17 protein-coding genes are annotated in these 20,304 nt (G+C 33.3%); 9 read left to right on the plus strand and 8 right to left on the minus strand.

All coding sequences use genetic code 11. The annotated features are described in order from the left end of the window. Positions 1-2 precede the first annotated feature (2 nt). From A9G25_RS08085 to A9G25_RS08095, 3 genes are all read left to right on the plus strand, one after another. The gene (locus tag A9G25_RS08085; RefSeq protein ID WP_065626500.1) at positions 3-1,415 is read left to right on the plus strand and encodes an FAD-dependent oxidoreductase; all 1,413 of its coding nucleotides are present in this window, start codon (positions 3-5) and stop codon (positions 1,413-1,415) included. Between the two features lie 436 nt (positions 1,416-1,851). After that, positions 1,852-2,121, plus strand: a complete 270-nt coding sequence (locus A9G25_RS08090; protein WP_065626501.1) for an NINE protein — start codon at positions 1,852-1,854, stop codon at positions 2,119-2,121. 223 nt (positions 2,122-2,344) lie between these two features. Then, positions 2,345-2,782: a hypothetical protein gene (locus A9G25_RS08095; protein WP_065626502.1), complete on the plus strand. Its 438-nt coding sequence runs from the start codon at positions 2,345-2,347 to the stop codon at positions 2,780-2,782. Between the two features lie 204 nt (positions 2,783-2,986). Here the strand turns inward: A9G25_RS08095 and A9G25_RS12610 are convergent, their stop codons facing one another. From A9G25_RS12610 to A9G25_RS08120, 4 genes are all read right to left on the minus strand, one after another. After that, entirely contained in the window at positions 2,987-3,154 is a 168-nt protein-coding gene (locus tag A9G25_RS12610) for a hypothetical protein (protein WP_442903090.1), read from the minus strand. Between the two features lie 1,256 nt (positions 3,155-4,410). Further along, positions 4,411-5,859: an APC family permease gene (locus tag A9G25_RS08110; protein ID WP_065626505.1), complete on the minus strand. Its 1,449-nt coding sequence runs from the start codon at positions 5,857-5,859 to the stop codon at positions 4,411-4,413. Positions 5,860-6,033: 174 nt separating this feature from the next. Then, positions 6,034-7,068, minus strand: coding sequence for an alcohol dehydrogenase AdhP (gene adhP, locus A9G25_RS08115; RefSeq protein ID WP_065626506.1), 1,035 nt, complete (start codon positions 7,066-7,068; stop codon positions 6,034-6,036). A 301-nt stretch (positions 7,069-7,369) separates the two neighbouring features. Then, complete coding sequence (locus tag A9G25_RS08120) at positions 7,370-8,686, minus strand: MFS transporter (protein ID WP_065626507.1); 1,317 nt, start codon at positions 8,684-8,686, stop codon at positions 7,370-7,372. 239 nt (positions 8,687-8,925) lie between these two features. Between A9G25_RS08120 and A9G25_RS08125 the strand changes: the two genes are divergently transcribed. Further along, positions 8,926-9,966, plus strand: a complete 1,041-nt coding sequence (locus A9G25_RS08125) for a tagatose 1,6-diphosphate aldolase (RefSeq protein WP_065626508.1) — start codon at positions 8,926-8,928, stop codon at positions 9,964-9,966. A gap of 115 nt (positions 9,967-10,081) precedes the next feature. On the opposite strand, the gene grxB is transcribed toward A9G25_RS08125, so the two are convergent. After that, a complete protein-coding gene (grxB, locus tag A9G25_RS08130) occupies positions 10,082-10,732 on the minus strand; it encodes a glutaredoxin 2 (RefSeq protein WP_065626509.1) in 651 nt (216 codons plus the stop codon). Next, positions 10,729-11,355 carry a Pr6Pr family membrane protein gene (locus tag A9G25_RS08135; protein ID WP_065626510.1) on the minus strand — a complete coding sequence of 209 codons (627 nt, stop codon included), beginning with the start codon at positions 11,353-11,355 and terminating at the stop codon, positions 10,729-10,731. Before A9G25_RS08135 ends, grxB begins: the two co-directional genes overlap by 4 nt. Positions 11,356-11,638: 283 nt before the next feature. On the opposite strand from A9G25_RS08135, the gene xerD reads away from it, so the two are divergent. From xerD to A9G25_RS08160, 5 genes are all read left to right on the plus strand, one after another. Continuing rightward, positions 11,639-12,553 carry a site-specific tyrosine recombinase XerD gene (gene xerD / locus A9G25_RS08140; RefSeq protein ID WP_065626511.1) on the plus strand — a complete coding sequence of 305 codons (915 nt, stop codon included), beginning with the start codon at positions 11,639-11,641 and terminating at the stop codon, positions 12,551-12,553. Positions 12,554-12,578: 25 nt separating this feature from the next. Then, positions 12,579-13,277, plus strand: a complete 699-nt coding sequence (gene dsbC, locus A9G25_RS08145) for a bifunctional protein-disulfide isomerase/oxidoreductase DsbC (protein ID WP_065626512.1) — start codon at positions 12,579-12,581, stop codon at positions 13,275-13,277. Between the two features lie 82 nt (positions 13,278-13,359). Next, positions 13,360-15,096 carry a single-stranded-DNA-specific exonuclease RecJ gene (recJ, locus tag A9G25_RS08150; RefSeq protein ID WP_065626513.1) on the plus strand — a complete coding sequence of 579 codons (1,737 nt, stop codon included), beginning with the start codon at positions 13,360-13,362 and terminating at the stop codon, positions 15,094-15,096. A 119-nt stretch (positions 15,097-15,215) separates the two neighbouring features. Beyond that, positions 15,216-16,595 carry a UDP-N-acetylmuramate:L-alanyl-gamma-D-glutamyl-meso-diaminopimelate ligase gene (gene mpl / locus A9G25_RS08155; RefSeq protein WP_065626514.1) on the plus strand — a complete coding sequence of 460 codons (1,380 nt, stop codon included), beginning with the start codon at positions 15,216-15,218 and terminating at the stop codon, positions 16,593-16,595. A 78-nt stretch (positions 16,596-16,673) separates the two neighbouring features. After that, positions 16,674-17,033, plus strand: a complete 360-nt coding sequence (locus tag A9G25_RS08160) for a helix-turn-helix domain-containing protein (RefSeq protein WP_065575425.1) — start codon at positions 16,674-16,676, stop codon at positions 17,031-17,033. A gap of 61 nt (positions 17,034-17,094) precedes the next feature. Here A9G25_RS08160 and A9G25_RS08165 read toward each other — a convergent pair whose 3' ends face one another. After that, entirely contained in the window at positions 17,095-18,462 is a 1,368-nt protein-coding gene (locus A9G25_RS08165) for an L-serine ammonia-lyase (protein WP_065626515.1), read from the minus strand. Positions 18,463-18,752: 290 nt separating this feature from the next. Continuing rightward, on the minus strand, positions 18,753-20,051 hold the full coding sequence (locus tag A9G25_RS08170; protein WP_081297198.1) for a serine/threonine transporter: 1,299 nt from the start codon (positions 20,049-20,051) through the stop codon (positions 18,753-18,755). Between the last annotated feature and the right edge of the window lie 253 nt (positions 20,052-20,304).

Here is a 20,304-nt window from a genome sequence, read left to right on the forward strand (position 1 = left end):
AAATGAGTCAAAATGTTTATCAATTTATCGATTTACAACGTGTTGATCCGCCTAAAAAATCGTTAAACATTCGCAAAATTGAATTTGTTGAAATTTATGAAGGATTTTCTGCTCCACAATCACAAGCACAGGCTGATCGTTGCCTTGCTTGTGGCAACCCATATTGTGAATGGAAATGCCCTGTTCATAACTATATTCCCAATTGGTTAAAACTGGTTAATGAAGGCAAAATATTAGAAGCGGTTGAACTCTCACATCAAACCAACAGCCTGCCTGAAGTTTGCGGTCGAGTTTGCCCACAAGATCGCCTTTGCGAAGGCTCTTGTACTTTAAATGCTGAATTTGGCGCAGTTACCATAGGTAATATAGAGCGTTATATTACTGATGAAGCATTTAGAATGGGTTGGAAACCTAATTTATCAAACGTTGAAAAAACAGGATTGAAAGTTGCGGTTATTGGTGCTGGCCCTGCTGGCCTTGCTTGTGCCGATGTCTTAGTCCGCAATGGAGTAACGCCAGTTGTGTTTGACCGTCACCCTGAAATTGGCGGACTACTCACCTTTGGCATCCCAGCGTTTAAACTTGATAAAGAAGTATTAATAAACCGAAGACATATTTTTACTGAAATGGGCATTGAGTTCCGTCTAAATACTGAGGTCGGTAAAACGGTACAATTAGCCGACTTAATCAACGAATTTGATGCAATTTTTGTGGGAGCGGGCACTTATCAATCAATGCGAGCAGGTCTTCAAAACGAAGATGCCAACGGCGTTTATGATGCCTTACCATTTTTAATTGCCAACACTAAACACATAATGAAACATGCACAAACCCAAGATACCCCGTACATTGACATGAAAAACAAACGTGTTGTGGTATTAGGTGGTGGTGATACTGCAATGGACTGTGTACGAACATCTATCCGTCAAGGTGCAACTGAAGTTACTTGTGCTTATCGACGAGACGAAGCCAACATGCCGGGCTCAAAACGAGAAGTCAAAAATGCCAAAGAGGAAGGCGCAAAATTTCAATTTAATGTCCAACCATTAAGCATAGAAATTAATAACACAGGACAAGTAACAGGCATAAAAATGGTAAGGACAGAACTAGGCGAACCAGATGAAAAAGGACGACGCTCGCCAGTAATTATCGAAGGTTCTGAATTTATTCTTCCTGCCGATGCAGTAATTATGGCTTTTGGATTCAAGCCACATGCCATGCCTTGGCTTGCTCAGCATGGTGTCGAATTTGACCCACAAGGCAAAATCATCGCACCCGAAGCTAACAGCTACCAAACCACCAATCCAAAAATCTTTGCTGGTGGCGATGCTGTCCGTGGCTCTGATCTAGTTGTTACCGCCATCAGCGAAGGTCGCAAAGCGGCTGAAGGTATCTTAGATTACTTAGAGGTTTAATGACTATCTTACTTTCAATCAAAATTACTTTAAATAAAAAACAAGCCCGCTTTAAAACAGCGGGTTTTTAATGATTCGAGTTTTTATCTTTAATTTTAGTAGCTCAGATTTAATCTAACAGATACTTATTACTCATTAGCATCCATTTCAACAAAATCGAGTTAACTTGTTGTAATATTATATGCTTCTTCTATTTGCATAATAAATAAAAAACAGTAGAATCAGCGCTTTTAATATTATAGTTACACTAAAAAATTAACGTTACATCAATTATCTACTGCATCAAATATGAACAATATTTATTAAAAACATGTTAGAAAATGCATTTGATAAAAATATCATAGTAACAAGTATCATAGAATAAAAATTAATAAAATTACCAAAAGAAGCATTAATTATTAACAAAAACATAAGTTAATTATAAAATGGAGATAGTATGAAAAGTAAAGGCGTTGCATATTTATTATGGTTTTTCCTTGGAGTATGGGGAGTCCATCGCATGTACTGTGGTAAATGGATTACAGGCTTCATTTGGTTTTTTACTGTTGTTTTATTTGGTATTGGATGGTTTTTAGATCTATTTCTAACTAGCGGTATGGTTGACTATGCTAACTGTATCTACAAAAGTAAATATAATCTATCTCCAATTAACAACATGAATCAAACTCAAGCATCAACTAATACTATAAATCAAAAAAATGTATAAATGTTTATGTAAAATAATCTTCTAAAAAACATATAAGGCGATTACACACTAATCGCCTTATTTTTTGTTTTAAGTTCACCTTTGCGGTATTAATTGTATTTTTGAATATATTCAGTATAATATCTCTTCAAATTATTCAACCCCCACAACGCTTTCTAACAATAAATAGAATAAATAAAATAAATTATAAAAAGGCGGTTTGCATGAATTATTGGAGATAAATTTGTTAAGTACTATTGTGCTATTAATCAAGCAATGGATGCGAAATGTTAAAACAAGTTTAAACCAACTCAAAACAAGCATTTTTTTAAACCCAAACAAACTCAACATAAATAAAGAATTAGACAAAATCGAATCTGACGAGCTCCAAGATTTTGACTTTCAAAAAAAACAAAATTTTACAACACCTATAAATCAATTTAACGCCAGCGATTTTTTAAATCTATGCGAACACGATATAAACCAAAAATTAAATGTAGAGTATCCAAATAAATCTGTGAGTTTTGATTTTGGATATAGTATAAGTACATGGATTGATAATAACGGTAAATTGGAATGTAGTTTTCGTGATAGTATTTGTACTGATGTCATAATTTGGTTAAAACAAGCTGGTAAACTTATAAAAGTTGATAGTGAAACAATCGAAAAAACAAAAGATTAAAATTTAAAGTGTAGGAAAACGTCGAGTTATTTATACTTCATGATTAAAATAATCCGCTAAAAACTCATAAAGTGTTTTTCCTAAAATTGCTTTATGCGGTTTAACGGTATTATAAAAATTAATAAAGCATTTGAGCTTTTGTTTTCTCTCTTTTGCATCACTAAATATTTGTTGATTGTGCTACATATTCATTCAAAATTAGTATCACCCTTTTCGGCTTCTCCATTGGTTTTTGTAATTTTTTTCAACTTTAACCAGACGTTTAATACCATAACGAATGGTTTTATAACGTCCATTCTTACTGGTTAATGGAACAAAAAGCTTCAATCGGGCTTTCTTTAGTACGTTATAAATGGTCTTACGCCTGACCATAAAGCGTTTAGCCAAATCAATGACTGTTATTTTTTCTTTATGATATAGGTGCTATATCTCTTACCTGTAAAATATTGGTTAGAAAATAGAAACATGTAATAATTGATGTATTATAGAAATAGATGACAAAACTAAGTGTCACCTATGGCGATTAAACATATAAAGTTTAATAGGTTCTAAAATAATTAATAGACTCCATCTAATAAAAAAATTACTTTATTGAAATTATTATATATTTCTTTGAAAAATACTGATTCGGTTTTTAACTAACATTATTTCTACAAAAAACCTTCTTCTTTAAATGTGGCAAGTACTTCGTGCCCTTTTTCAGAAAGCTCCATTTTTTTAAATAAATAATAGGCCTGTTTTGTGGAGTCATTGATATATCTTCTGGATACTTTATGAAAGAATCTAATGCTTCATCAGGATTATAATCATCTTCACTTTTAATAATCATTGATAAAAATGCATCAAACGGATTTTCAAACAAACTTCAGATTAGTATTTGTTCTAGATAACCATTTTTCACAAGCATGTCAAAATAGAGAGATCATTAACTTCATGATCCCAATAATAAACTTCGCCATTTGGGCTTAAGCAAAGTAGATCGCCATAGTTAGGCGCTGCTACGAAAAAATAATTTTCAGGTATTCTATTTAAATATGTATCGTTAGTAGCCAATAGATCTTCTCTAGATTCCTTTGAAAAACACAAAATGACCTCTAATGGCAATGATTCTCCATCACAATCAATACCGTAGTCGAAATTAACCTCGGTATCAAAAACAACTACATTATATTTTTCAAAAAATCAACATAAGAATTGTTTAAATCTATTTTTAACTGTAACTTTGAAATACGTTTATCAATGTTTTTTGGTACATTGTATTTTGATTTAAGGATTCTAACTCCTAAAATATTACATGGTGCATTATGTAATGATAGAAAACAAAAATTTAATCGATTTATTAATACAGCTAAAACCCATAAAGTAATTTCGGGAAAAATGCCTTATGAGTTTTTAGGAGATTACTTTAATAATGAAGTGTAAATAACCCATTGTTTTTCTAAAGCTAATGATCTATTAGTGACATTTTTACCAGTTCTTTTATTGCTGCTCTTAGGAGTACTTAGTTTTTGCAAATACAACTTTCTCAGATGTCGATTTTCGTGATATTAGGATTATCCTAGGTAATATGCCAAAATGGTTTAATAAAGATATTATTATGGATATTTTTTATAAACCATTTTAATTCTTTAGCTGCTAACAAAAAAACCATAAGCAACAAACACACTAAGAATAATAATTGTTGAAACTGCAATGGTTACCATTCTTTTTATTTTATATTTTTTCATTTCACCAAGAAAAAGTTCTCTATTTTTATTTTTACTATAGTAATAATAATATATTGGCAAACCAATTAAAGTCAGTACGATAGAAACAATACCATTTATGGTTTGGTAAACTAACATACCGTAAATAACATAAGCCGCCCCTAGCATTGCAATGATAGGAATTATTGGATAACCAATAACTTTATAAGGTCTATGTACATCTGGGTATTTTTTTCGAGCAACCATCACTCCAATAAACGTTAGTAAATAAAATACCCAAATTGAAAACATTGAGATTTCTGATAAGCGATCTGCATCAAGAAGCGTTGAATATAAAAAAGAAAAAATAACTAAAACAATAATCGCATTAACTGGTGAACGGCTATCATCATCAATAGTACTTAAATAACGTGCACCAATAATAGTTCCCCGCTCAGCCATACTAAATATAGTACGAGATAGCGTCATAATATATCCATTAATTCCGCCAAGAATCGAAACCATAATACCAACAGCAACTAAATTGCCCCCAAAATGCCCAAACATCCGTTGTGAAGCAACGGATGATGCTTCATGACCTAGTGAAATCATCTCTTGGACAGGAAAAATTTTAAATAATGCAATATTAATACAAGCGTAAACAACTACAAGAAAAATAATGCCAAAGATAATTGCTTTAGGTAATACTTTTGATGGATTATTAATCTCACCAGCTACTGATGCAACTTGTGCCCAACCATCATAAGCAAAGAGAGTTGCAAGGATAGCTACTGCAAAAGGAGCATATGATTCCACACCTTGCCCACTAGCAGTGAATAATGCGACTTGGCCATTACCTTCACATAATCCAAATATAGCCAATAACAATATAGGAATAAGTTTACAAACTGTAGCTATCGTCTGTAAATAACCGGCTTCTCTAATACCAATAGCATTAATAAAGGCAATAAAACCCAAAACACCAGCACTTACCGCCATTCTATAAGCATCATCAATACTAAATAATAGACAAAATACTGAACTAAAATATCCAACCAACGCTCCAACTAATGAAGGAGCAAAAATAACTGTCATCATCCAACCATAGAGATGAGAAATTTTGGTACCATATATTTTTTCTAAATAAACCAACATCCCTCCTGTTTTTGGGAACATTACACCTAATTCACAAAGAGTTAATCCGCCACAAATAGAAATGGCGCCACCTATTATCCACGCTAATAACGCATAATTATAATCACCAGTAACTTCTAATACTGATGGTGGTTTCATAAAAGCTCCTGCACCTAAAACCATTCCAACGACTAGTGATAATGCAGAAACTAAACCAAGATCCTTGCGCAAGTTATTCTCTAAATTGTGATCTGCCATAAAGTTCCTCTTAAAACATATAAAATTAACGGCGAAATTTCGTTATGATAGGGAATTATTTATAAAACACAAGGAAGATTAGTATTGTTTATATAAAAAACTTAATAAATAACATCTTGATTTATAAAAAAAGCCAGCATATAGCCAGCTTTTTGAATTACAAGTAGGGTTAACTTATTTAGTCTTCTTCATTTTCATATCTACAACCATACGACCTCGAATTTTACCTGCTTTCATTTCGTCGATCATGTCATTGATATCTTCCAATGGTCTTTTTTCAACTATCGGCACGACCTTACCTTCTGCACTAAACTGAAATGCTTCTGCTAAATCTTCACGAGTTCCAACCAATGAACCTAAAACTTGAATACCATCTAACACGGTTTTAGGAATACTTAAATCCATATTTTCTGAAGGCAAACCTAATGCAACCACACGCCCTAAAGGCCGAACTGAATTAATAGCTTGATTGAATGCTGTTTTAGTCACAGAAGTTACAACAACACCGTGCACTCCACCTCCAGTGTGTTCTTTAATATAAGCTCCCACATCCTCAACTTTTTTAGGATTAACGACCAAATCAGCACCTAGTGTTTTACATAATTCTAATTGGCTATCGCTGTTACTAATAGCAACCACTTTATTATTAAACACTTTTTTACCATATTCGACAGCAAGTGTTCCCAAACCGCCAATCCCAAATACTGCAAGCCATTGTCCTGGTTTAGTAGCAGCCACTTTAATACCTTTATAGGTAGTCACACCAGCACAAGTTACACTTGTTGCTTGTGCTGGATCGAGCCCTTCTGGCACTTTAACCGCATAATCGGCTTTAACAATGCACTGCTCTGCCATGCCTCCATCAACAGTATATCCAGAGTTTAATACATTACGACAAAATGTTTCTTGCCCAGAGATACAATATTCACAAGTACCACAACCAGCATGGAACCAAGCAATACTAACCCGATCACCAACTTTTAAACTTTTTACATCTGGGGCAACTTTAGTCACAATTCCTACACCTTCGTGTCCAATAACACGACCTGGTTTTTTACCAAAATCGCCAGCTGCAACATGAAGATCAGTATGACAAAGACCACAATACTCAACATCAACTAAGGCCTCTCCCGCTTCTAAAGAACGAATAGGAATATCTTTGATTTCGACTTGACCATCGCACTCTTGCTTAATAACTGCTGCTTTCATTTTTTCTCCTGGAAAATTTTAAAATTAAAATATCATTGGTTTTATTTTAACCTAATCCCACTTAAAAAATTTGAGTTATTTCACAATTCTATTAAATAGTATTGATTACTTAATAAACTATACTAAAACGTAGTCTTTCCTGAAAGTTTTTAACAAAATAAGGGATATATCGTTTGGATGAATAAACCTGACAAGCTGGAATATAAGGTAAGTAAGTTAAATGGAAAACAAGAATAAATTCTTATACTTTCCATTTCAACATATTATTAAATAATAATTAAAATTCTACGGTCACCATTTATTATGCAATGTCTTTAGCTATATACTTGTGACTGTTATCATTAATTAATAAAAATAACCCAATCAATGCACCAAATCCAAATAATCCAATAACATAAATAGCTGGTGCCATTTTGCTAACAAAATCACTCAAAAAGGAGATCAGCAGAGGTGTTAATCCGCCCGCAATAGCGTAAGCCATATTAAATGAAAATGATACACCACTGTAACGAATCTGGGTAGGAAACACTCTCACCATAAAATAAGCAAAAGAGCCTACAATACCAACACTAAAACCTGCTAAAGAATAAGTAATAAATAAAAGATGTGGGTTATCTAATGAAAGATAAAAAATAGCAATAACAATAGTTGCAATAACACAGCCTATTAACATCACTTTCCCCATAGCAAATTTATCCATCATCATTCCATAAAATGTACAACTTATAATTAGTCCAATAATGGCTAATATATTTCCTTGCAACGCATCAATCGCTGAATAACCAAATTGCTTTTGTAATAAAATTGGTGTCATTAGCATAATAACCATAATACCAGCAGACAACACCCAAGTGAGTAGCATGGATAAAATAGTTTGAGGTAAATACCCCGTTAATACAGTGAGCACTGGTATTTTTTTAGCTAATTCTTGTTGTTTACGATTTTGCATTTCCAGAAAAATTGGTGTTTCTTTTAACCAACGACGTAAATACATTGCTATCAATCCGAAAACACCGCCAACTATAAATGGTATGCGCCATCCCCAATCAATAAGTTGTTCCGAAGATAAGCACTTATTCATGGCCGTTGAAACTAGCGAACCGAGCAAAATACCTAGGCTTAATCCACTTGTTAATATTCCACATGCCAATCCAATTTTATTTTTCGGTACATGCTCAGATACAAAAGTCCAAGCGCCAGGAACTTCTCCTCCTACAGCTAGGCCTTGACATAATCGCATAAGCAGTAACAATAAAGGTGCAAAAATACCAATATTAATATACGTAGGTAAACAACCTATAAATAGTGTTGGTAATGCCATAAGCAGTATACTTAGCGTAAACATCCTTTTGCGACCAAATCGATCGCCAAAGTGCGCCATAACAATTCCACCCAATGGGCGTATTAAATATCCAGCAGCAAAAATACCAAAGGTCTGTACTTGGCTCAGCCAATCAGGCATATCATTCGGGAAAAAAAGGTGACTAATGGTTATAGAAAAAAAGACAAAAATAATAAAATCATAAAATTCTAATGCTCCACCTAATGCAGAAAGCGACAACGTTTTATAATCCTGAGCATTTAGAGTTCTTGTCGGTGTATGGAGTACTTTTGGCATGTTCATCCTTGTAAATTATTGTTTACAAACAGTTTAATATTTTTAACTACTATACTCTAACACTTAATCTTTTAAAAGAAGATAACGAATTAAGTAATAATTTAACTCAATCATAATGCCACTACATAACAATTGAATTTATTAAAATTAAGCATATCGTTAAAACTAGCACAAATGATTAATAAACAACCAAATAAAAAAACTACAATAACACATCTTACTAAACGGAGAGCTATAAAATGGCTAAAAAATGTATTTCTCGTGGTAAATTTACACGTATGCAGCAGTTATCAAACCAAGATGGCATTATTGCAGCATTAGCGATTGATCAACGCGGTTCAATGGTTAAAATGATGGAATCTGCTGTGGGGAAAGATCGTTATCATATTGATATGGTGTATGAATTTAAAGAACTTGTCTCTCAAGAATTAACTAAATATGTTAGTGCAATTTTGTTAGATGAAGAATATGGTTTTAAAGGCATGACAGCTAAAAATAGCAATGCTGGATTAATCATGTCATACGAAAAAACAGGATATGATACTAATACTCCAGGACGATTACCCGATATTTTGCCTGAGGATTCATTACAACGCCTAATAAAAAAAGGTGCCGATGCCGCAAAAGTATTGGTTTATTATAATCCGGATGATCCTCAAGATATTTTAGATAAAAAACACGCATTTTTAGAACGTTTAGGCAATGAAGCTAGAGCTGCTGATATTCCTGTATTTGTTGAACCGATTGTATATGACAACGTGATAACCGATGATAAAAGTCCTGAATTTGCAAAAATCAAACCTCAAAAAGTCATCAATACAATAAAAGAGTTTACTAAAGAACAGTATTATATTGATATTTTAAAAGTCGAAGTTCCCGTATTGTTTAAGAATGTAGAAGGCTTTAACGACAACAATGTAGTTGTTTACACACAAAAACAAGCTGCTGACTATTTTAAACAAGCAAGTGAAGTCGCAACCCGCCCTTTTATCTATTTAAGTGCTGGCGTACCAACAAAAACCTTCCACCAAGAACTTATTTTTGCTGGTGAAAATGGCGCTAAATATAGCGGCATCCTTGGAGGTAGAGCAACATGGTTTGAAGGTGTTGCGGCCTATGCTAATGGAGGCAAAGAAGGTTTAAAACTTTGGCTAGATCAAACTGGTCGTGAAAATGTTGAGCATCTCAATAAGATATTAAAACAATATGCAACACCTTGGTACGATATCTATGGTGGTAAAGATAATATTGAAGTGATTGATGTTAAATTAGGTAATTAATTGCTAAAACAAAAAAGAACAGGTTTATTCCTATTTTTCCTGTTCTTTTTTACCCTACGTTTTAGAATTATGATTTAATATCAAACAAAAATAACAAGATCCGCATTTTTAATTGTTAAATAGCTTTATCAAAAAATAGATCAACTTTACTAAGTTTAGCCATTGATTGTAGGTAATCCTTAATTTTAGATGAAAAAGTTAAGCTTTTAACACACGTCAAATTCCGTAAAACTGGGAACAAACAGATATCATCTAAAGATAATTGTCCATTACATGCATCAGGTGACACAATCAATAACTCCAGTTTATTTAATATAGCAGATACGGCAGACACTAATGAATCCGTTTGCATCAAACATTCATCAAACGATCCCATTTTTTTTGATTTACTATTAATAAAAGAATCAATAGCACTTTGTGTTGCAAACTCAGCTAAACCTAATTTTATATAACGTGGACACACTAACTTATAATCATATTGTTGCAACTGTTTTATTAAATCTGTGATGTCTGGCGATCTAGGACCTGTTAAAATGGGTTTATCGCCATAATTGTTATCAACATAATCAACAATGTCTAAACTTTCAGGCATATAGCTACCATCATCTTTTTGTAAAATAGGCACCATTTTTTCACCAATCATACGCTCTGGTGATTGAAAATCATCACTCAATAATACCTGTTTTTCAACCGGTATATTTTTTAGACCAAAAATCATTCTAGCCCTAACACAAAAAGGGCAATGCTCATAAATATACAGTTTCATTTTCGCTTCCTTAAGCGTTCAACCGCCCATAATAAAAAAACTAACCCCAAAAATAATAAAAAAACAATACTTGAAGCATATAAAGCTTTGGGATAACCGATTCGTACAACATTAATAAAAGGGTATGGATATTGATTAGTATAATAACCTCGGACAAAAATATAAATGCCATAAGCTAGCATTGATAATATTGATCCTATAATGACATGAACGTTGATGCGTCGAAATGGCCCCCAAATCAACCAACTTAATAAACCCAAAGCAGGAATAACAGCATGTAAACTTTCATTAGCGATTTTCATTAATGCATTAGGCGGGGTATGGATACCTCTTAACACTAAATTATACACAATAGCCGTTATAATCACACCAGCCAAACCATTTAAGCGAATAACTTTAAAACTATATCGATTACAATTAGGGTTAACAGATAACCACAAACAACTTAATGCCAGCATCAAATTTGATAACACCGTAAAAAAGCTATAATAATAAATTAACCGACCTATGGAAGATTCTGGTTGCCAAGGGCGAAACTTTGTATGCCAATAAATATAGGTTTCCATAGCAATAATTGCGATAGCAAACAGTGCTATAAAGAGATTAATACTTCGCTTAAACATAATATAGTACAAAAAATATATAAAATCCTAGTATATAGTAATTAATGAAAAATAAAAAAATATAATGTACTCAATCAGTTTATTGAAGAATAACTGTAAAAAAGTTTCAGGAAAGACTATGCTTAAGTATAAAAACTATTTTTAATAAAGAATTATATAAATATAAGATACCACGATATAAACTTTTACAGTTGTTATAAAAAGTAACTTATTGACTAAAACTGCAACTTATTGACAGCTAGTATATAATATAAAGAATAAACGTAATGTAGAGATAATTCTGATGCCTAGCCAAGATACACCTGCCCAAAATAAAATGTTAATAGACCGTTTTCTAGATTCATTGTGGCTAGAAAGGAACTTAGCTGAAAATACCATTGCTTCTTATAAACTTGATTTATTGGCATTAAGTCAATCTTTACAACAACAAAATGTCACATTCCTAACAACTCAAACGCTTAATTTACAAAACTTTTTAATGCAACGAGTAGAAGATGGGTATAAAGCAAGTAGTTCAGCACGTTTACTTAGTGCAACTAAACGTTTTTTTCAGTATTTATATCAAGAAAATTATCGCACTGATAACCCCTCTGCAGTATTATCATCACCCAAACTTCCTAAAAAATTACCTAAAGACTTAACTGAATCGCAAGTCGATGCGCTACTAGAGTCGCCAAGCATAGAAGATCCCATTGAACTTAGGGATAAAGCGATGTTGGAAGTACTTTATGCCACCGGTTTACGCGTATCTGAATTAGTAAATTTAGAAATTAGCGATGTTAGCCTACGTCAAGGCGTAGTAAGAGTAATTGGTAAAGGTAATAAAGAACGCTTAGTCCCACTTGGAGAAGAAGCAATTTATTGGCTCGAATATTATTTTAAATATGCCAGAAATGATCTTTTAAAAAATGGACCTATTGATGTGCTTTTTCCAAGCCGATTAGGAAAAAAAATGACACGACAGACTTTCTGGCATCGAATTAAATATTATGCCATACTAGTCGGTATAAATATTGATGCACTTTCTCCTCATGTGCTTCGACATGCTTTTGCAACACATCTACTTAATCATGGAGCAGATTTGCGCGTTGTTCAAATGTTGCTTGGGCATAGCAGTTTATCAACCACACAAATTTATACGCATGTTGCAACAGAAAGGTTAAAACAGTTACATAGTAAACATCATCCTCGAGCATAGGATTGACAAAGATAAGGATAATTGAATGAAAAAATTAGTTATATGTTTAGGCTTAGCATTAATTTCAAATTCAGTATTAGCGAGTAATAATGAAATTGAAAAATCTTTAGATAAATTTGGTTACGATAGCAAAGAATCAAAAATTTTTGATAGTCCAATTAAAGATTTTAAAAGCGTTAGCACGCCAGAAGGTATTGTATACGTTAGTAAAGATGGTAAATACTTAATTCAAGGTTCTATTTTTGATTTACAAGGTGATCGACCAGAAAACATTGCTAACAGCATCAATCTTAGCCTAATAAAATCAATTGAAAAAGATGCCATTATTTATAAAGCTAAAAATGAAAAATATATTATTTCAGTATTTACTGATTATACTTGCCATTACTGTAAACTGTTACATGAAAATATTGATAAGTATTTAGAAGCGGGTATTTCAGTTCACTATTTTGCATTCCCTCGTGCAGGTGCTGACAGTGATGTTGGCAAAAACATGCAATCTATTTGGAGCATGGCTGATCGCAAAGCTGCATTTGACAATGCATATAAAGGTAATACAATTTCGCCAGCAAGTAGCATGATACCTTATGTAACACAACAATTTAACGTTGGTAAAAAGTTAGGAATTGGCGGTACACCTGCAATTGTCTTACCTAATGGCCAACTTGTTTCAGGTTACGTTCCTGCAGATAAATTAATTGAATTTCTTGATCACAAAAACTAAACAAAAATTAACAGTTATTGTTGCTAAAATTTAAATATAAAATGAAAACACATGTTAGCGCAAATGCGCTAGCATATAAATTATGAAAAAAAGTAAATTAAAACATCGCAAATTACCTGAACTACTTCCAGAATTTTCTGATGATATTCCGTTATTATTACAACGGATTTATGCTTTGCGTGGTGTTACTAGCATGCAAGATCTTGATTACACCACACGCAATCTATGTAATTACGATAAACTAGATGGTATTGAAAAGGCAGTTGAAATTCTTTATTCAGTAATGAAGAATAATCAGCAAATCATGATTGTTGGTGATTTTGATACTGATGGTGCCACCAGTACTGCTTTAACCATCAGAGCCTTAAAAAATATGGGGTATCAATTTGTTGATTATATCATTCCTGATCGCTTTAATGATGGATATGGATTAAGTGTTTCAGTTGTTAAAAAAGCTATTTTACAAAATGCACAACTTATCATTACTGTTGACAACGGAATATCAGCTATTGAAGCTGTAGATTTTGCTAAGCAATCAGGCTTGTCCGTTATTATTACTGATCACCATTTATGCCCTGAGTTACTACCTAATGCCGATGCCATAATCAATCCTAATTTACCCAATTGTGCGTTTCCATCTAAGCATTTAGCTGGGGTGGGTGTAGCTTTTTACTTTATGCTGGCTTTACGTGCAAAATTACGGCAAGAAAATTGGTTCTCCGACAATAATTTAGCTGAATATAATGTAGCAAGTTTATTAGATCTAGTTGCTTTAGGCACTATTGCTGACGTGGTTAGACTTGATCATAACAACCGTATTTTAGTTCATCAGGGTATAAACAGAATACGAGCTGGCTATTGTTGTGAGGGCATCAAAGCCTTATTACAGGTATCTAAAAAAGATCCTATTAATCTTACATCTACCGATTTGGCTTTTTATATAGCACCACGATTAAATGCAGCAGGCAGAATGGACAATATGTCATTGGGAGTTGAATTATTACTTTGTGATAATTATGATTCAGCAATCAATAAAGCTATGGATCTTGATAATCTTAATAGTGATCGAAAGTTAATTGAACAAATGATGCATAAAGAAGCCTTATCATTCATTCAAGAAATTGAAAAACAAAATATCCAAATTCCTAATTTACTCGTGTTTCATCATCCTGAATGGCACCAAGGCATTATTGGGATCTTATCTTCACGTTTAAAAGATAAATATCATCGACCTGTCATATCTTTCGCCTCAACAGAAGATGGTTTTCTAAAAGGCTCTGGACGCTCAATTAAAGGCGTTCATTTACGTGATCTTCTTGATGAATTAAATCAGCAAAATCCTGATCTAATAATCAGTTTTGGAGGTCACTCAATGGCTGTTGGACTAACTATTCGAGAAGAAGATTTGGAACAATTTAAAAATAACTTAGAAATACTTTTAAATAAATATTTAGAATCTGATTTACTAGAACCGATTATTGAAACTGATGGTGAAATAGATAGCCAAGATCTTACTTACGAAATTGCTAAGCGATTAAAAGAATCAGGACCATGGGGAGAAGGATTCTTCACTCCTATTTTTGACGGTGAATTCATTATTCATCAACAGCGATTATTTTCAGACAAACACCTAAAACTAGTACTAGAACCCCAAAACGGTGGTCCACTTATTGAAGGAGTATTTTTTAATGTAAATCGACAACAATGGCCTGATCAATCGATAAAAAATGTGAAAATAGTTTACCATTTAGATGTGGATGAATTTCGTGGTAACCAAGCACCACTATTAATGGTTAAGCACCTATGGCCTCTCGCATAAACAATCAGAATCGATTATAATTACAAGGTTGTTCTGAATTTACATCTGTTTACCAATCAAATAAGCAATGGTTACCCAACACTATCGATATAAAGTTTATACAATGTTAAGGATTCAAAATGCATATTCATATTCTTGGAATTTGTGGCACATTTATGGCAGGGATTGCTTTGATAGCCCGCTCTCTAGGTCATAAAGTAACAGGGTCAGATAAAAATGTTTATCCACCAATGAGTACACTTTTACAAAAAGAGCACATTGATATTATTGAAGGATATGATCCATCACAACTGATATTAAGACCTGATTTGGTCATTATTGGCAATGCTCTATCAAGAGGTAACCCTTGTGTAGAATATCTTTTAGATAATAACATTCCTTATATTTCAGCACCTCAATGGTTACATGACAATGTCTTGCGAGATCGTTGGGTCATAGCTATTGCTGGAACTCATGGTAAAACTACAACTGCGGGTATGGTCAATTGGATTTTAGAAAAGCAAGATTACAAGCAAGGATTCGTTATTGGTGGTGTACCGGGTAATTTTGATGTATCAGCAAGATTAGGTGAAAGCAATTATTTTGTTATAGAAGCCGATGAATATGATTGCTCGTTCTTTGATAAACGTTCAAAATTCATGCACTACTGTCCAAAAACACTTATCATGAATAATCTAGAATTTGATCATGCTGATATTTTTGACGATCTTAGCTCAATTCAAAAACAATTCCACCATTTAGTTCGTTTAGTGCCGAGTAACGGATTAATTATCTCACCACAAGAAGATGTAAATTTAAAACAAGTATTAGCTAAAGGTTGCTGGAGTAAAAAAATATTCACAGAATCAGAAAATGGCTGGCTAGCACAACGTATGAATAATGATGCGAGCCATTTTGCGGTTTACTTTAACAATAAAAAAGTTGGCGAAGTAAAATATTCATTAGTTGGCGAACATAATATGCATAACGCACTAATGGCAATTGCTGCCGCCCATAATGTAGGTATTGATCCTACTGATGCTTGTTTAGCACTAGGTTCTTTTGTCAATGCTAAAAGACGATTAGAACTTTATGGTGAAGTTAATAATATTGAAATCTATGATGACTTTGCTCACCACCCAACTGCAATTTTAGCCACATTAGAAGCATTACGCAGTAAAATAGGAGCTAATCGTCGCATTCTAGCCGTAATTGAACCACGCTCAAATACGATGAAATTAGGGGTATCTAAAGATGAACTAGCCCCATCACTTGGTCGAGCTGATGAAATTTTTATATTCCAACCAGAACAACTACCTTGGCTAGTGGCTGATGTGGTTGATGCTTGTATTCAACCCGCTTACTGGAGTGGTGATATCGATTTGTTGGTTGAAATGATCACAAAATCAGCTAAACCAACCGATGCAATTTTAATTATGAGTAATGGTGGCTTTAATGGTATCCATAAAAAGATTTTAGAAAACTTAAAGAAGAAACAAATAAAAAACCAAGAACAATAACCGCTAGTCTAAAAATAATATAAATAGCAATATGATATATGCCACATCATGTGGTATATCAAACAAAAAGGACATTTCATGAATGAAACTACCGACATGATTGCTATGCTATGTCGCAGAATAAAATTAGCCAGAATTGAGAAAAATTTATCCCAACTAGAACTTGCCCAAAAATCCGAAATAGGCATTGCCACAATAAAACGTATTGAACAAGGCGAATCAATTACATTACAAACATTAATTTCTGTCCTTCGTGGATTAGGAGAACTTGATCAACTTAATAATTTACTTGCCTATAACGAAGTTATCCATATTGCCTCAGCAAAACAACCAAAACGAAAAAGAAAACAACGAAAAGTAAAAACGGAACGGGTAGATGTACTAACAGAAAATGATTTTTTGCGCTCTAAAGTTAATACTATGCACTGGAAACATTAAATACAATCTAATGTTTCGCCGATTTTACAATCGGCGAATTCGACAGAAAAATAGCAACAATCTAATTACAATGAACCGTAATTGCTAGCCCACCACGCGATGTTTCTCGATATTTTGCATTCATATCCTTTCCTGTTTCATACATCGTTTTAATAACTTTATCTAAAGATACTTTTGCTGCAGTAATTCGTCTTAAAGCCATTCTTGTCGCATTTATCGATTTTACTGCAGCAATGGCATTGCGCTCAATACAAGGAACTTGAACTTGGCCTGCAACTGGATCACAAGTCAAGCCTAAGTTATGCTCCATTGCTATTTCTGCCGCCATGCATACTTGTTGAGGATTACCGCCTAAAAGCTCAGCAAGTCCTGCCGCAGCCATAGAACAAGCAACGCCAACTTCCCCTTGACATCCCACTTCTGCACCAGAAATAGAAGCATTTATTTGATAAAGTTGTCCTATTGCGCCACAAGTTAGAAAGAAACGAATATAAATATCAGGTGTAACTGGATTAATAAATTTATCATAATAAGCGAGCACAGCAGGTATAATACCACATGCACCATTTGTTGGCGCAGTAACCACCCGTCCTCCTGCTGCATTTTCCTCACTAACTGCAAGCGCAAACATATTTACCCAATCAATAATCACCATTGGATCACTAATAATTTTATCTTTAGTGGTAGACAATTGACGGTATAACGAAAACGCACGGCGAGGAACTTTAAGTGGTCCTGGTAATAGCCCTTCTGTATTCATACCTCGTTTGATACATTCCAAAATAGTTTGCCCTACGCGAGAAAAATAGGATTCAATTTCTTCATAAGCGTGTATTTGCAACTCATTTTTCATCATAATACTAGAAATTGATAATGAGTTATCTTCACAATGTTTTAATAATTGCTCAGCTGAAGCAAATGGATAAGGAAATTTTACTGAATCCTGCTCTTGTTGACCAAACTGCTCTTCTTCAACAATCTGACCACCGCCAACAGAATAATAAGTTTTCTGAAAAACTAATTTATCGCCGCTATATGCACTCAAAGTCATACCATTTTCATGTAATGGTAAAAATTTAGAATGAAACACCATACAACTTTCCAACGGAAAATCGATTTCATAACGATCATTGTAAATAGATAACCGCTGAGTTTGGCTAAGTTTTTCGATAACACTTGGAATACTATCAATATCAACAGAATCAGGTTTTTCGCCAGCTAATCCCATAATAATAGCAATATCTGTTTGATGACCTTTGCCTGTTAACGACAAAGAGCCATAAACATCAGCCACAATTTTTGTTACTGACACCATCATGTTATTACTGATTAGCTGATCTATGAATGCCTTCCCTGCCCTCATTGGTCCTACTGTATGTGAGCTTGAAGGTCCAATGCCAATTTTAAATATTTCAAATACCGAACTCATATTTTTCCCTTTTGATGCAAAACTTAAATTAATACTGCTATCCTAGTGATATCTTTACTAATTAACTTTTGCTAATAAAATAGCCAATAATCATCTTGCCACTTACCCCATACTGATACCTAGGTATCACTTTTGAGATTATGAAAATAAGTTTTAATACCCATTAATAGTTAATTCTTGCTATATCGGTAGATTATTTTACTAGTAGCTGTATTTACCTACCAACGAATGCCAGTAGGTTTTATATATTAAATAAACAAGTAAGTGGTAATTACCCATGAATTAAATTTTTATAATAAATTATAGATAGCGGCTGAAATTGCAACTAATCCCATAACAACAATAAACACATTACTTAACCTTCCTTTATATTTTGCTAGTACAGGTAATTTATGAATTGCATACATTGGCATTAAAAACAACAACACAGCTAAAATTGGGCCACCAAGTGATTCAATAAGGCCTAAAATACTTGGATTTAATGTTGCAACCCCCCAAGCAGTTACAAACATAAAGGCAATAGCTAATTTATCAAGTTTGTTTTCTGAAATTGTTTTATTACGGCTACGCAAAAATTTATTAACAACACCATTAAACCCTTCTTTACCACCTAGATAGTGACCTAAAAACGATTTAGCCATTGCAATAAATGCAATTGGAGGACCAATATACTCAATAACAGGTGAATTAAATCGATTAGCCAAATATGACAACGTTGAGATATTTTGAGCTTTTGCATCTAAAAGTTCAGCAGGCGACAAGCAAAGCGCACAACTAAAAACAAAAAACATCACTGTTACAACCATCATGATATTGCTTGCTGCAATAATTCTAGTACATTTAGGTTCAGCATAAACGTCACCATATTCTTTACGTTTAGCTACCGCTAAAGATGAAATAATTGGTGAATGATTAAAAGCAAAAACCATAACAGGAATAACTAACCAAAGTGTCATTAAAATACTTTGTCCTCCGTCACTACTACCAAAAGACAAATTGGTAAAAATTTCACCATTCCACTCAGGAATTAAAAATAACGCTAAAATCATTAAAACGGCAATAAATGGAAAAACTAATATTGACATAACTTTAACAATAAGTTCTTCGCCAAAGTGAACAATTGACATTAAAAATGCAACTAAAATAAATGAAAGTAAAGCTCGTGGTAATGACTCCATTCCTAATTGATGAACCATAAAGCTATCTACTGTATTTGTAATACCAACGCTATATACTAATAATATTGGATAAATTGCAAAAAAATAAAGTACAGTTATCCAGTTTCCTGCTGTGCGGCCAAAAGCCTCTTCAACAACAACGGTAATATCGCCATCGCGACTTTTACCTGATAATACAAATCGACACAAAGCTTGATGAGCAAAAAATGTCATAGGAAAAGCAAGAACCAACATAACCAGCAACGGAATTAACCCACCGACACCTGCATTAATTGGTAGAAAAAGTACTCCAGCGCCAATTGCTGTACCATAAAGGCTAAGCATCCATAACGTATCACTTTTTCGCCATTTTGGTAATTTTGATTCTTTACATGAATCTATTACATTTTCGTTAGTCATTAACGTACTCATTTTGAACTACTCCTCAATCTAAAATTCTGCGCATATGATATCAATTTAATAACTTTTACAAAGTGATCTTTATCACACAAACAACAAAAAAATTAAATATAATCAAGATGATAAAAATATCCAATTTGATACCTAGCAAAATAAAAATTAATAAAGTATTAATATTGATACAAAAAAGTAAAACATACTGCCATTCTATAGCCAAATAATCTGTATTTAGCGACTATAATTTAAAAACATACTTTATTAATGC

This window comes from Gilliamella sp. Bif1-4, assembly GCF_001690535.1.
Taxonomy (GTDB): domain Bacteria; phylum Pseudomonadota; class Gammaproteobacteria; order Enterobacterales; family Orbaceae; genus Gilliamella; species Gilliamella bombi.